Annotated in this window: 13 protein-coding genes; 5 read left to right on the top strand and 8 right to left on the bottom strand. The window is 62.6% G+C overall.

Annotated elements, in window-relative coordinates:
• The 3 genes from A6D6_RS20430 to A6D6_RS20420 form a co-directional block, all read right to left on the bottom strand.
• A partial coding sequence (locus tag A6D6_RS20430; protein ID WP_159661721.1) for an SDR family NAD(P)-dependent oxidoreductase occupies positions 1-579 on the bottom strand: 579 nt, incomplete at its 3' end.
• Positions 576-1,535, bottom strand: coding sequence for an alpha/beta hydrolase (locus tag A6D6_RS20425; protein ID WP_159661720.1), 960 nt, complete (start codon positions 1,533-1,535; stop codon positions 576-578). The genes A6D6_RS20430 and A6D6_RS20425, both read right to left, overlap by 4 nt.
• Entirely contained in the window at positions 1,519-2,970 is a 1,452-nt protein-coding gene (locus tag A6D6_RS20420) for a flavin-containing monooxygenase (RefSeq protein WP_159661719.1), read from the bottom strand. The genes A6D6_RS20425 and A6D6_RS20420 overlap by 17 nt, the downstream gene beginning before the upstream one ends.
• Positions 2,971-3,071: 101 nt before the next feature.
• On the opposite strand from A6D6_RS20420, the gene A6D6_RS20415 reads away from it, so the two are divergent.
• Positions 3,072-4,079 carry an AraC family transcriptional regulator gene (locus A6D6_RS20415; RefSeq protein WP_201303863.1) on the top strand — a complete coding sequence of 336 codons (1,008 nt, stop codon included), beginning with the start codon at positions 3,072-3,074 and terminating at the stop codon, positions 4,077-4,079.
• A 115-nt stretch (positions 4,080-4,194) separates the two neighbouring features.
• On the opposite strand, the gene A6D6_RS20410 is transcribed toward A6D6_RS20415, so the two are convergent.
• Together A6D6_RS20410 and A6D6_RS20405 are read right to left on the bottom strand one after the other, a co-directional pair.
• On the bottom strand, positions 4,195-5,157 hold the full coding sequence (locus A6D6_RS20410) for an alpha/beta hydrolase (protein ID WP_159661718.1): 963 nt from the start codon (positions 5,155-5,157) through the stop codon (positions 4,195-4,197).
• A 45-nt stretch (positions 5,158-5,202) separates the two neighbouring features.
• A complete protein-coding gene (locus A6D6_RS20405; protein WP_133491893.1) occupies positions 5,203-5,661 on the bottom strand; it encodes an LEA/WHy family protein in 459 nt (152 codons plus the stop codon).
• Positions 5,662-5,720: 59 nt separating this feature from the next.
• Here A6D6_RS20405 and A6D6_RS20400 point away from each other — a divergent pair, with 59 nt between their 5' ends.
• Genes A6D6_RS20400 through A6D6_RS20390 form a run of 3 tightly spaced genes read left to right on the top strand, consistent with a single transcriptional unit; the run spans position 5,721 to position 8,253 of the window.
• A complete protein-coding gene (locus tag A6D6_RS20400; RefSeq protein WP_133491894.1) occupies positions 5,721-6,239 on the top strand; it encodes a macro domain-containing protein in 519 nt (172 codons plus the stop codon).
• A gap of 37 nt (positions 6,240-6,276) precedes the next feature.
• The gene (locus A6D6_RS20395) at positions 6,277-6,858 is read left to right on the top strand and encodes an isochorismatase family protein (RefSeq protein WP_159661717.1); all 582 of its coding nucleotides are present in this window, start codon (positions 6,277-6,279) and stop codon (positions 6,856-6,858) included.
• Positions 6,859-6,906: 48 nt separating this feature from the next.
• Entirely contained in the window at positions 6,907-8,253 is a 1,347-nt protein-coding gene (locus tag A6D6_RS20390; protein WP_159661716.1) for a nicotinate phosphoribosyltransferase, read from the top strand.
• 159 nt (positions 8,254-8,412) lie between these two features.
• On the opposite strand, the gene A6D6_RS20385 is transcribed toward A6D6_RS20390, so the two are convergent.
• The 3 genes from A6D6_RS20385 to A6D6_RS20375 form a co-directional block, all read right to left on the bottom strand.
• Entirely contained in the window at positions 8,413-10,686 is a 2,274-nt protein-coding gene (locus A6D6_RS20385; RefSeq protein WP_159661715.1) for an arylsulfatase, read from the bottom strand.
• A 158-nt stretch (positions 10,687-10,844) separates the two neighbouring features.
• Positions 10,845-11,861 carry a phospholipase A gene (locus A6D6_RS20380; RefSeq protein ID WP_159661714.1) on the bottom strand — a complete coding sequence of 339 codons (1,017 nt, stop codon included), beginning with the start codon at positions 11,859-11,861 and terminating at the stop codon, positions 10,845-10,847.
• Between the two features lie 26 nt (positions 11,862-11,887).
• Positions 11,888-12,076, bottom strand: a complete 189-nt coding sequence (locus A6D6_RS20375; protein ID WP_201303862.1) for a Trm112 family protein — start codon at positions 12,074-12,076, stop codon at positions 11,888-11,890.
• A gap of 215 nt (positions 12,077-12,291) precedes the next feature.
• Here A6D6_RS20375 and A6D6_RS20370 point away from each other — a divergent pair, with 215 nt between their 5' ends.
• Positions 12,292-14,088, top strand: a complete 1,797-nt coding sequence (locus A6D6_RS20370) for an acyl-CoA dehydrogenase C-terminal domain-containing protein (RefSeq protein ID WP_133491900.1) — start codon at positions 12,292-12,294, stop codon at positions 14,086-14,088.
• The last annotated feature ends 78 nt before the right edge of the window (positions 14,089-14,166 follow it).

The following is a 14,166-nucleotide window of genomic DNA, read 5'->3' as shown; positions in this document are numbered from 1 at the left end:
GCTTTTCCAGCAGCAACGCGGTGGCGTAAAGTGCCCAAACAGGCTCTTATCCACCACCCGGATCCCCAGACGTTTCCATTCGATATTGAGCGCTTCGGTGAGGCCGCGCACGGCGAACTTGCTGGCCGAATAACTGGCCAGGTGCGGCACGCCATAAAGCGCCGATGCGGAACTCATGTTGATGACCACCGGGGCGTCCGCCCGCCGCAGGGCTGGCAAAGCCGCCAGACTCATATTGACCAGGCCGGTGACATTGATATCGATGATGCGTTTGTGCTGCTCCGCGCTGATCGCCTCGAAGCGTCCCATGCGCAGGATGCCGGCGCAATTGAACAGCGCGTCCAGCGCACCCGCGCCGGTGAAAGCGGAAACCGCCTGCGTGCGGGCCTCGGCATCGGTGACGTCGAGTGGATGAAACCAGGCGCCGTCCAGGTCCCGCGCCAGATCAGCCAGGGCGGTCTCATTGATGTCCAGTAACCCCACCCGCCAGCCGTGTTGATGGAAGTGGCGCGCGGTGGCCAGGCCGATGCCGCTGGCGGTGCCAGTGATCAGGATACTCTTCGGGGTGGCGGGGATCATGGCGGCGTTTGCTCCGGTGCCGGGATGTCGGGGGACCGAAAGTGATGCCGCAGAAAATCGGCGGCACCATGCAGGGCCAGATCGGCGTCGGCCAGCAACCCGGCGTGCAATTGAAAGTCATGCCAGCGTTGCGGGTGCACCTGAACGCGGATCTGTCCGCCGGCATCACGGACCGCCCGCGCCAGCCGGTGGCTGTCGTTGAGCAGGATTTCGTCACCGCCGGCCTGAATCAGAACCGGAGGCAGTCCGGCCAGATCGCCATTGATCGGTGAGCATTGCGGCCGCTCGGGATGATCGCCGCCATAGGCGCGGGCGGCGTCCGCCAGCCAGGCCTGACTCAACATTACGTCCCGGTCGGTGTCGAACAGCCGGGTCAGGGTCAGATCGACCCAGGGAGAAATCAGGAACATCGCCGCGGGCAGCGGCAGGTTGGCCTGCTTCAAGGCTTGTAGTGTCGCCACCGCCAGGCCGCCGCCGGCGGAATCCCCGGCCAGCGCCAGTTGTGCCGGATCGGTACCCTGATCGAGCAGGGCCCGGTAGACCGCCACCGCATCCTCGATGGCGGCCGGACACGGATGCTCCGGTGCCAGCCGATAATCCGGCACCACCACCCGGGCCTGGCTGTGTCTGGCCAGATGAGAGGTCAGACCGTGATGAGTGGATGGCGACCCGGTGATATAGGCGCCACCATGCAGATACAGCACGGTGGCATCGGCGCTCTCCGGCTGATAGACACGGCAGCGGACTCCGCCCGCTTCCATGTCGTGATGGGGAGCACCACGGGCTCCCGGATTGGTGCGCGCGAGGGCTTCCTGCCAACGCCGCTGTGTGGCAATGCCGATACGGGGATGGGCCATGGGTTTGAACAGCAACTGCAAGGCACGGCGCAGGGTGGCGGCCAACAGGCGCTGGTCGGGGCGGCGTTGTCGCCGCAACGAATCAGTAATGGTATTCATAGTCGCGGAGGTCCAGTACCCGGGTACGGCGCCGGTAATCGAAGGTGAAGCCCGGCCAGTTGTTGGTGTTCTTGCCGCTTTCGGTTTTGTACCAGCTGTCGCAGCCCTTATCCCAAACCGTGTCGCGGATGCGTTTCTGCAAGCGCCGGTTGAAATCGTTCTGCGTGCGCGAGCGCACTTCCAGGGCCCCGGTGGCCGGCAAGTGCGCCAGCGCCTGCTGGATATAGTGAATCTGGCTTTCCAGCATGTAGATGATGGAGTTGTGGCCGAGGTTGGTGTTGGGGCCGTAGAGCATGAACAGGTTCGGAAAACCGTGCACGGTGATGCCCAGATACGCTTCCGCCCCGTCCCGCCAGACCTGATTGAGCGTCAGGCCATGGCGCCCGATGAGGGTCATGGGGGTGAGGAAATCGGTGGCTCTGAAGCCGGTGCCGTAAATGATCGCGTCGGCCCGATGATGGGTGCCGGTGCTGTCGGTGAGGCCGCTGTGATCCACCGACTGAATGCCGTGGTTGATCACTTCCACGTTGTCCCGGGCCAGTGCCGGATAGTAGTGGTTCGACATCAGGATACGTTTGCAGCCCATCGGGTAATCCGGGATCAGCTTTGCCCGCAACGACGGTTCGTCGATGTGTTTTTCCAGGTGCCGCCGGAACAGCCTCTGGTACACCGTCATGGCTTTTTGCAACGAAGTAAAACCCAGTACCCGGGATTCATTGGCGGCGTAGATACGCAGACGATCCAGGGTCTGGGTTATCGGCAGTGTTTTCAGCAGGCGGTGTTCCCAGGGGTGGTAGCGGCGATCCGGCTTGCCCAGCACATAGGCCGCAGAGCGTTGGAACAGCAGCAATCTGCCCGCCTTGCGGGCCACTTCCGGCACGAACTGGATGGCGCTGGCACCGGTGCCGACCACCGCCACGGTTTTGCCGGTCAGATCCACGTCGTGGTCCCAGCGGGCGCTGTGAAAATGGGGGCCTTGGAAATCCTCGATGCCGGACAGCGGCGGGTAGGCCGGTTGATTGAGTTGGCCGGTGGCGGTGATCAGGGCCCGGGTGGTAAGGGTTTCCCCGTTGCTCAGCGTCAACTGCCAGAGACCGTGGGCGTCCAGGTAACGGGCCTCGGTGACTTCGGTGCCGAAGCGAATATGCTCCCGGATACCGTATTTGTCCGTGCAATGGCGCAGGTAGTCCAGGATCTCCGCCTGGGGCGCGAAACGGCGGCTCCAGGGGTAATGGCGCTCGAAGGAAAACGAGTACAAATGCGAGGGCACGTCGCAGGCGGCGCCGGGATAGGTATTGTCACGCCAGCAGCCGCCCACATCATCGCCTTTCTCGATCAACAACAGATCGTGTTGGCCCTGGGCTTTGAGTTGAATCGCCATACCCAGACCGCCGAAGCCGGCACCGATAATGATGACCTGGTGGGTCGCATCCATGGTGGTATCCACTTTGTTTATTGATATCGATCCACTGTAGCGGGGCGGGGGCAGGCTGTTTATGGCATGCTAGGACAAAAAGTTGTGGAAATCGGACAGTCATGAGCGCATCCAGCCGTGGTTTGACCAGCGTCCATATGCAGGTGGAGTTCGCCGCCGAACACGGTGTGCCGCCGGTACGTCTGCTGCCCGGGTCGGGTATCGAACTGGAATGGCTGGCACGTAATGACGTGCAGATCGAGGCGGAGCAGGAACTGGCGGTGATCGCCAATCTGTGCGCGGAATTGGGAGATCGCGCCGAGCTGGGGTTGGCCATGGGGCAGCGTTACCATTTGAGCAGCTACGGCGTGTGGGGATTCGCTTTGCTCAGTAGCGGCACGTTTCGGGACGCGGTGGCGCTGGGACAGCGTTACCTGGATCTGACCTTCGCCTTTAATCGGGTGACCCTGGAAGAACACGGCGAGCAGGCTGCGCTGATCATTGATGACCAGGCACTGCCAGAAGGCGTGCGGGATTATCTGCTGGCCCGCGATGCCAGCGCCATCATGATGATCCAGCAGGAACTCTTCGCCAGCCGGATGCCGCTGTCGTGCCTTCAATTGCGTCTGCCGGCCAGTGCCACGGCCCCTTTCGAGGCGGTGTTCGGACTGGCGCCGGAATTCGACCAGCCAGTGAATCGGATTGGATTCGCCGCGGGCTTGCTGGACCGGCCGTTGCCCCAGGCCAATCCGGTCACCGCCCGGTTGTGCGAACAGCAGTGCCAGCAACTGCTGGCGCAGCGGCGCCGGCGGGTGGGCATGGCGGCTCGGGTTCGTGAGCGGTTGCTGGCCAGACCCGGCCAGTTCCCGACCATGGAACAACTGGCCGACGAGATCGGCATCACCAGCCGCACTTTGCGGCGGCGGCTGTTGGCGGAGGACGCCAGCTATCGGGAATTGCTGGACGAGGTGCGCCAGTTGCTGGCGGAACAATGGCTGTTGGGTGGTGGACTGAGACAGGAGGAAATCAGCGCGCGCCTCGGCTTCTCCGAAGTCTCCAACTTCATTCACGCCTTCAAACGCTGGACCGGACAGACGCCGGCGCGTTATCGACGCCAGAAAAAGCAGTGAATAATGAACAGTTAACAGTGAACAGTCGAAAAAAGACGCAACCAGATATTGCGAATTAGCACAGAACACTTGCGCATCCGCAACCTCCCCACTTTCCTTCACTATTCACTATTCACTATTCACTATTCCCTGTTAACTGTTCATTATTCACTGCTTTTTCCCATTTCTGATGCAGAAAATCCCCGATCTCCGCCACGGCCAGGTCGGCGTCGGCGAGGAGGCCAGCGTGGGTCTGGAACACGTGCCAGCGGCGTGGAAACAACTGGTAGCGGCTCGGGGTGTCGGTGGCGCGCAGCCGATCCGCCAGCCGTTCGCTGTCCACTCGCAGTAGTTCATCGCCGCCGCTCTGAATCAGCAAGGGCGGCAGACCGTTGAGGTCGCCATACAGCGGTGACGCCTGCGGCCGGGCGGTATCGTCGCCGGCGTAGAGCCGGGCCGCCTGGGCCAGCCAGGGTATGTTCAGCAGGGTTTCGCCAATATCCGAGCGCTGCTCCTGATTTACCGTCAGATCCAGCCACGGTGACAGCAGCACGCCGGCCGCTGGTGCCGGCAGCGCCAAGTCCCGGATCCGTTGCAGCAGCGCCAGCGCCAGGCCGCCACCGGCGGCGTCTCCGCCCACCGCGATGTGGCCGGCGTCATGGCCTTTGTCCAGCAAGCGCTGATACACCATCAGGGCGTCGTCCAGTGCCGCCGGGCAGGGGTGCTCCGGAGCCAGCCGATACGCTGGCGCCACCACGGAGGCGTTGATACGGCGCGCCAGATGAGAGGTCAGTGAGCGCCGCGTGGCCGGTGAGCCGGAGACATAGCCGCCGCCATGCAGATACAGCAAGACCTGGTCCTGGGGGCGGCCCAATACCTCCGCCGGCACCGAGCCGAAGCGGGCCCGGTGGCGCGGCACGCCGCCAGCCACCATACCGGCGCGGCTGGTGGTGTTGAGCCAGAAGCGCTGGGCCCCCAGACTTATGCCCGGGCGGAACGCTGGCCGGACCCCGAAACGCAAAAGGCCTCGCAACGCCAGCGCCAGCGCCGCCTGAAACGCCGTTGCCTGGCCGCCCAACAGTTCACGTCGTAATCCCATCCCGGCCTCCTGGCGAACTGTGGTGAAACAACGAGCCGGCCATGATCAGCGTGCCCGTGGCAAGGTATCAGGCAGGGTGAACTGGCCTTTGCGGTCGAAATGCAGCGGGAAGCCGACGCCGGCCACCCGGGCCTTGCCCTTGATTTCATAGTCCAGAGGTTCATCCAGCCGCTGCAAGCCCTGCAACTGCTGCAAAGTGCCCAGCAGCGTGGTGGTGATGCGGGTGCTGACCAGGGCATCGCCCATGGCCGGCAGAGTGACCCGTTCTCCGGTCAGGCCGCGGGCGAAGCGCTCGCCGTTGAAAAACACTTCATAGTCAAGGCTGTTGAGGGTCAGCTCCCGGTCATTGGGATTGCGTACCCGCAACACCAGATGCCATTGCTGCTCGAACACACTGACTTGTTCCAGCTGCACCGAGGACAGCGATACTTCCGGCTTTTCCAGACCGCTCAGGGTCTGGCAGGCGGACAGTAGCAGGGCGAAAAAAACAACGGCAAAACGCATTTACAGGCTCCCTGATGAGCAGCAGCATGAGGGCATCCAACACCGATCGGGAGGACGTCATGACTTCCTTGGAAATTACCGTGGGAGACATTACCCGACAAGCGGACATGGACGCCATCGTCAACGCCGCCAATCGGGATCTGAAACCCGGTGGTGGTGTGGCCGGCGCCATTCATCGCGCCGCCGGGCCGGAACTGGCCCGGGCCTGCGCGCCGCTGGCGCCGATCCGCCCCGGAGAGGCGGTGATTACCGAAGGGTTTGACCTCCCCAATCGGTATGTGATCCATTGCCTGGGACCGGTTTACCAACTGGACCAGCCGTCCGCCCGGTTACTGGCCGACTGCTACCGTAATGCCCTGGAACTGGCGGCGTCCCGTGAGCTGGCCTCGGTGGCGTTCCCGGCCATCTCCACCGGGGTCTTCGGCTATCCGATGGGAGAGGCCGCCCGGGTGGCGCTGCGAACGGTACGGGCGGTGACCGGGCAGCGATCATCGCTGCAACAGGTGCGTTTCGTATTGTTTGATCCGTCCGCGGGCGAAGTGCATCGGCGGGTGCTGGATGAGCTGGAGGCCGGCTGATCCTGGCGTCCGTGTTAGCCGGAAAAGGAGGTAAGTCATGACAGGCACATCGATGCGCGCCGGAGACGCGCTGCTGGTGGTGGATGTGCAAAACGACTTCTGCCCCGGAGGTGCCCTGCCGGTGGACGACGGTCACGCGGTGGTGCCGGTACTCAATCGCTGGATCGGCATGGCGGCCGATGCCAATCTGCCGGTGATTCTGTCGCGGGACTGGCATCCGCTGGACCATGTTTCGTTTCATACCCGCGGTGGGCCATGGCCGGTACACTGCGTGCAGGACAGCTGGGGCGCCGCCTTTCACCCGGAATTACGGATTCCGGACAGGGCGGTGCGGGTTAGCAAAGGGAGCCACTTCGAGCGGGACGCCTATTCCGCCTTTGACGGCACCGGTCTGGCGGACTGGTTGCGCCGCCGACGGGTGCGGCGCTTATGGCTGGGCGGTCTGGCGGAAGACGTGTGTGTTCACCATACCGCTCTGGACGCTCGCCGCCACGGCTTTACCACCCACCTGCTGCTGGATGCCACCCGGCCAGTGTTCGTCGATCGGCAGCAGGAGTGCCACCGGGCGCTACGGGAAGCCGGGGTGCTGCTCGGAAGCTCCCGGATCGCCGGCCAGTGAAACCAATCCGCCTGGCCACAGTACCGCCTACTGCATTGAGGAAGCCCGATGACCGCCATTTGGCCGGACCAAGACGCGTTATGTCTGCTCACCGATCTCTACGAACTGACCATGGCGCAGGCATATTGGCATCAGCAGCACAATGACGAAGCCATTTTCAGCCTTTTTTTCCGGGTTCTGCCGGAGCAGCGTCAGTACGCGGTGGCCTGTGGTCAGGAGTACGCCGCCCACCTGGTCAGCGCGTTGCGGTTTCCTCGGGAGCAGGTGGCCCGCCTGGCGTCGTTGAAGCAATTCCAGCCGGAATTTCTGGACTGGCTGGCCGGCTTTCGTTTTACCGGGGAGATCCGGGCGGTGCCGGAAGGCTCTCTCATCTTTCCCCACGAGCCGGTGTTGGAAGTGCGCGCGCCTGTGGTTCAGGGGCAACTGCTGGAAAGTCTGCTGATGAATTACATCAACCTGGAGACGCTGCTGGCCTCCAAGGCCTCGCGGGTGGTGGACGCCGCCGGCGGGCGGCCGGTGATGGATTTCGGAATGCGCCGCATGCATGGCCTGGAAGCGGCCTGGCGCGGCGTGCGCGCCTACCGGGTGGCGGGCATCAGCGGTACCAGCAATGTGCTGGCGTCGCGGGACTTTGATCTGCCGGCCCAGGGCACCATGGCGCACTCCTACATTCAGGCGGTGGGGGATGAACGGCGGGCCTTTCTCGACTACGCGCGGCTGTATCCGGGAACCACTCTGCTGGTGGACACTTACGACACTTTGGCGGCGGTGGACAAAGTGATCGGCCTGGTACGGGACGAAGACGTCGACGTGGGCGCCATACGAATCGATTCCGGGGACCTGGGCGCCTTGGCGAAAGCGGCGCGCCAGCGGCTGGATGATGCCGGGCTGAGCGATATACGCATCGTCGTCAGTGGTGGCCTGGACGAATGGAAAATCGCCGGGCTGGTCGCGGACGGCGCGCCCGTGGACGGTTTCGGGGTGGGCACGGAGATGGGCTCGGTGGCCGATGCGCCGTCCCTGGATTTCGCCTACAAGCTTACTGAATACGGTGGCTCGCCCCGGCTCAAGAACGCGCCAGGCAAACCGGTCTATCCCGGTGCCAAGCAGGTATGGCGGCATTACGATGCCAACGGCATGTTGGCCGGTGACGAGATCACCGGCACTGATGAGAAGCGCGACGGCGAGCCACTGTTGCGCACGGTCATCGCCAACGGCGAGCCGGTGATCGCGGAACCGGACGCGGATGCCGCCCGCCAGCGGTTGGGCCGTGAACGGGCGGCGTTGCCGGAGCCGTGGCGTGGCGTTGAGCCGGCGCCCCAACCCTATCCGGTGAGCCTCAGTGAGCGCCTGGAAACCCTACGCCAGCGCACGCTGGACGCGCTTTCCCGATGAGAACGCTATTGCGCCACGAACTCGTGCCGTATTCGCTGCCAAGGCAGCTTCCCATCAGGGCGTTGCAACGCGGCTGTGGGAAGCTGCCTTGGCAGCGAATTGCCCTATAACCCCAAAGCTCCGGAACTGGGAATCTGGCGCTTTTCAGCCTGCGGGCACCTACTGCTGCGACATAATCGCCCGCTGGTTGGCCTTGTCGGCATCCTGGTCGAGCGTGCTGTTGCCGCCGGACGGCAGATCGAAAATCACCCTTTTGATGCGCCCCGGATAGGGGAAGGGCGCGTTGTAACCTTCGGTGACCGGCGACAGACAGCGGCCGAAATCCATGCCGATGCTGGACAACATCACCAGCAATCGAGGAATCGAGCCACTGGCCTGGATCTCACCGTCCAGCGCCAGGGTCACGTCGCCGCCGCCATCCTCGCGGCGGGTAATGGTCACGGCGAGGGTGTGCTCGCCGGGTGTCAGAACCTGCTCACTGACAAGGTGGGTATGGTCATGGAAACCGTTGTGATCGAAGTGCGCCTTGCCACCCTGGATATAAAGCACGAAACCGCTATTGATGGTGCCGCGTGATACCAGTACGCCATCACCACGCTCGGGATGATCCGGCAGTTCCACGGTGAGGGTGAAGCCCTTGTAGACCGGCGGGCAGGCGTCGGAAACGATGTGCGATACCGGTGGATAGTAGACGAAGCGCTTGCGGCCGGTGGGCACGCCCTTGCGACGGGAGCCACGGAACAGATCGCCGGCCTTGCGGTCATCCAACGGCAGCACGCCGTTTTTTTCCGCTTCATGCCACCACAGTGCTTTCAGTCGCTCGAGCTTTTCCGGCTCGCTGTGCGCCAGATCGTTGGACTCGGAGAAGTCCTCGTCGAGGTTGTACAGCTCCCAGGCCTCGGTATCGTAATCACTGCCGCGCCGATGATGAGTGACCGCTTTCCAGCCGTCGGCCCAGATCGCCCGGTGACCGAGCATCTCGAAATACTGGGCTGCGCGCGGCACCCTGACGTCCGCTTCCAGCGTTGCTTTGAGGCTGACCCCGTGCAACGGCATTTGCGGGACTCCGGCCACGGTCTCCGGCATTGGCAGACCGATCAGATCGAGCAGGGTGGGAGCGATGTCCACGGCGTGGCAGAAAGTGTGGCGGATCTCCCCGGGTTTACCGAGCTTGCCGGGCCAATGCAGGATCAGTGGATCGCGCACGCCGCCGCCATGGGTGTTCTGTTTGTACCATTTGAGCGGCGTATTGCCGGCCTGGGCCCACCCCCAGGGGATGTTGCTGTGGCTGCGTGGCGTGCCGATGTCGTCAAGGCGTTTGACGGCGGTGGCCACATCTTCCTTCATGCCGTTGAAGTAGCGCATTTCATCCAGGGTGCCGGTGGCACCCCCTTCCTGGCTGGCGCCGTTGTCGGAGATCAGTACGAACAGGGTGTTCTGGTCCTGGCCGAGCTCGGCCAGCCCCGCCATCAGCCGGCCGATCTGCGCGTCGGTGTGTTCAAGCATGGCGGCGAACGCTTCCTGCAGGCGTGAGGCGAACCTTTGGTGGTCCTCGGGCAGGGTGTCCCAGTCCGGCACACCGGGGTTTTGCGGGGCCAGGGTGGTATCCGGCGGGATGATGCCCAGTGCCTTCTGGCGCTCGAACCAGCGCTCACGTTCCTTCTCCCAGCCGTGATCGAACTTGCCCCGGTATTTGTCCAGATACTCCCGTGGCGCCTGGTGTGGGGCATGCATGGCGCCCATCGCCAGATACAGCAGCCAGGGTTTTTCCGGCACCAGGGAGACGCTGTCGCGGATGAAATCCAGGGAGCGGTCGACGATATCCTCGGACACATGGTAGCCCTGTTCCGGTGAACGGGGTGGCTCCACGAAGTGGTTGTCGTAAGTCAGCTCGGGGTAGAACTGATCCGTCTCGCCCTGCATGAAACCGTAGAAACGATCGAACCCTTTTTGCAGCGGCCAGTTGGTGAAGGGGCCGGCGGCGGAGCATTCGCGCATGGGGGCCAGATGCCACTTGCCGGTGGCGAAAGTGGCGTAGCCGGCGTCGCGCAGAATCGCCGGCAGCAGCGCGGCGTTGGCGGGAATGGCGCCGCGCGTGTTGGGATAACCGGTATCGAAGTTGGAGATCGCGCGGATGCCCGCGGCGTGGTGGTTGCGGCCGCTGAGCAGACAGGTGCGGGTGGCCGAGCACAGCGCCGTGGTATGGAAGCCGGTGTAGCGCAGGCCTTCGCCGGCGAGCCGGTCAATATGGGGCGTGGCGATGCTGGAACCGTAGCAGCCGAGATGGGAAAAGCCGGCATCGTCGAGCACCACCAGTACGATGTTGGGGGCGCCTTGCGGCATGCGCGGTTCAGGCCAGGACGGTTCGGAGTCGGCGACGGTGCGGCCGATCTTGCCGGGGAAATCCGGTTCGGCGGGGTGGCGGAAACTCATGACGGCGTCTCCCTCTTGATCTGTGTGGTGCTGGATTGTTGTTAAAATAATGGATAATCATTAATATGAAGGCAGGGGAAGGGGTGGGCAAGATGTTTTCGCGGGAAATTTGATGGAGGGGAATCAATTTGGCGCCCGGACGGGCGCCGTTGGCGTGCTTAGAGGGTATCGGTCAGCAGGATGCCGAGACTAAAACGGTTCTCGTAGTCGTCATAGTTGATCAGCGAATCGCCATAGCCGGAAAACACTTGCACCAGCCCTTTGAAGCGCTTGTTGATCGGGAAGGAATAGGAGATTTCGCCGGCGCCTTTATTGTCGGAGCGCAGGTTGTTGCGCACCATCAATTCCAGCACGTGATTACCGAACGGCCGTGCCACTTCCAGCTGGAAATGGCCCATGTATTTTTCGATGTCCGGATTGTCGTCGCCACTGGTTTGCAGCGGGTCTTTTTTCTTGTCCTCGGGAATCCGGTACCAGGGCATCACCGAGACGTAGTAGGAACCGATCTGGGAAATGTGGCGCAGATAGATACGGTTCCAACTGCGGGACGCGGGAACGTCGCGGCCGTTGGATTCATGAATGAAGCCGAAGGCCATCAGCTCGGTACGAACCGGTCCCAGTTTCCAGTCCATGGGTTTGGCCAGGAATATTTCCGGCGCGTAATTGATTTCCCGGAACGGGCTGGACTGATTGCTGTTGTAGGCCTGCCAGAAAAACGTGCCGGTAAAGGCCATGTACAGCGTGCTGCCGTCCCAGAAATCGTCATACAAGGGCGCTTTCAGAGACAGTTGAAATTTGATTTCCTCGGAATCCAGGTCGTCGTCTTCCCGATCCGGGTCGTTCCACTGAGGGTTCGACCAATAGGAGTAGGGCATCAGGTAGTTACGGCGATGTGGCGTAATGGCGAAGGGGTTGTTCAGGGAAGATCGCTCCAGTGCCAGCCGGCCGCGCAGAGCATCCTCATGGGCACTGCGTTGCTGCTGCTGTGGATCGCACCAGCGGCGCAACTCTTCCAGGGTGACAGAGCGGTCACCTTGTTGAATACCGCGAAGCAAACACTCATTGCGTTTCGCTTCCGCCGCCCGCGCGGCGGCTTCGGTGGCTTCTTCCGTGCTTTCCTGCGCCTGGGCCAACAGCGGGCCGCACAGCAGACAAGCCAGCAAAATGCGCTTCATACCCCGTCCTCGTTGGTGGTGATGACTCAAAGCCCTTTCAGTTCCTCGTCGCTCATGGTGCGGGCCTCTTCTTCCAGCATCACCGGAATGCCGTCCCGTATCGGGTAGGCGAGGCCGCTGGCCTTGCATTTCAGCTCGCCGGCCTCCTCATCCAGGATCAGCGGGGCCTTGCTGACCGGGCAGACCAGAATGTCGAGCAGATTGGGGTCGATCATCGCCTTTATACCTCATCGTCATGATGGTTCGGGGCCGACTATACCAGCCCTCGGAGTCCCGTGCGCGAATTCAAACAGTCGTTTGACTTATGGGTCACAAATAGAGGTGGGCACTGGTGACACCGTCACCTAAGATTGTGGCCCTTCAATGATGGCGGCGCCCTTGGGCGTGCCCGCCCGGAACCCCAGACAGACCGTTTTCAGGGAGACCTGACATGCCTGAGTATAAAGTCCCTTTGCGCGACATGCGCTTCGTTCTCAACGAGGTGCTGGACCTGGATGCCCACTACGCCAAGCTGGGCCTGGAAGAAGTGAACAGCGAATTGCTTAACGCCTTCCTGGAGGAAGGTGCCAAATTCGCGGAAAACGAACTGGCGCCGCTGAACCGCTCCGGTGACGAGGAAGGCTGTCACTTCGAGGACGGCGTGGTCACTACCCCGCAAGGCTTCAAGGAAGCCTATGCCAAGTATGTGGAAGGCGGTTGGCCGGCCATGGGTGGGGATCCGGAGTTCGGTGGACAGGGCCTGCCCGGTTCCGCCAGCATTGCCATTTCCGAAATGACCGGCACCGCCAACTGGTCCTGGAGCATGTACCCGGGTCTGTCCCATGGCGCCGTGGCCACCATTGAGGCTCACGGCACCGACGAGCAGAAGCAGGCTTATCTGCCGAAGCTGACCAGCGGTGAATGGACCGGCACCATGTGTCTGACCGAACCGCATTGCGGTTCCGACCTGGGCATCCTGAAAAGCAAGGCCGAGCCCCAGGCCGATGGCTCCTACAAAATCACCGGCACCAAGATTTTCATCTCCGCCGGTGAACACGACATGGCCGAGAACATCGTCCACATCGTGCTGGCCCGCCTGCCGGAAGCGCCGAAAGGCACCAAGGGCATTTCCCTGTTCATCGTGCCGAAGTTCCTCACCGACGGTAATGGCGGCGTGGGCGAGCGTAACGCGGTGGCCTGCGGCTCCATTGAGCACAAGATGGGCATCAAGGCGTCCGCCACCTGCGTGATGAACTTCGACGGTGCCACGGGCTACCTGATCGGTCCGGAGAACAAAGGGCTGAACTGCATGTTCACCTTTATGAACTTCGCCCGTCTGGGTACCGCCATTCAGGGCGTGGCCCACGCCGAACTGGGCTTCCAGGGTGGTCTGACCTACGCCAAGGACCGCCTCGCCATGCGCAGCCTGAGCGGTCCGAAAAACCCGGACGGTCCGGCGGACCCGATCATTGTGCATCCGGACGTGCGCCGTATGCTGCTGACCAGCAAGGCGTTCGCCGAAGGCGGCCGTGCTCTGGTGTACCTGTGCGCGCAATTGGGCGACAGCGTGAAACTGGGTAAAACCGAGGAAGAGCGTGAATACGCCCACGATCTGATGGCGCTGCTGACACCGATCGCCAAGGCGTTCGTCACCGAAGCCGGTCTGGAAGCCGCCAACCATGGCGTGCAGATCTATGGTGGTCACGGTTTTATCCGCGAATGGGGTATGGAGCAGAACGTGCGTGACGCACGCATCTCCACCCTGTACGAAGGCACCACCGGTATCCAGGCGCTCGACTTGCTGGGCCGTAAAGTGCTGATGACTCAGGGTAAGGCGCTGCGCAACTTCACCAAGATCGTGCACAAATTCTGTGAAGCCAACGCCGATAACGCCGACCTGAAAGAGTTCATCGAGCCGCTGGCGGGTTACAACCGCGAGTGGGGCGAGTTGACCCAGGCGATTGGTCTGCAGGCCATGCAGAATCCGGAATACGCCGGCGGCGCCGCGGTCGACTACCTGATGTACTCCGGCTATGTGACCCTGGCCTATCTGTGGGCGCTGATGGCCGCCAAGGCCCAGGAACAGCTGGCCGCCGGTGCCGGCGACGAGGACTTCTACAACACCAAGGTGAAAACCGCGCGTTTCTACTTCAAGCGCATCCTGCCGCGCACTGCTGGTCACAAAGGGGCCATCGAAGGCGGTGTGGACAGCATGATGGATCTGGACGCCGAGCACTTCGCGTTCTGATTGTCGGCAGGTTCTGTTGAAAAGCCCGCTTCGGCGGGCTTTTTTGTGGTTCATCGCGGTTTAGCGGGACACGGCGCT

This window comes from Alcanivorax xiamenensis (assembly GCF_009846745.1).
GTDB lineage: Bacteria > Pseudomonadota > Gammaproteobacteria > Pseudomonadales > Alcanivoracaceae > Alloalcanivorax > Alloalcanivorax xiamenensis.
The sequence above is the reverse complement of the archived record's forward strand: the minus strand, read 5'-3'. Positions and strand labels throughout refer to the sequence as shown.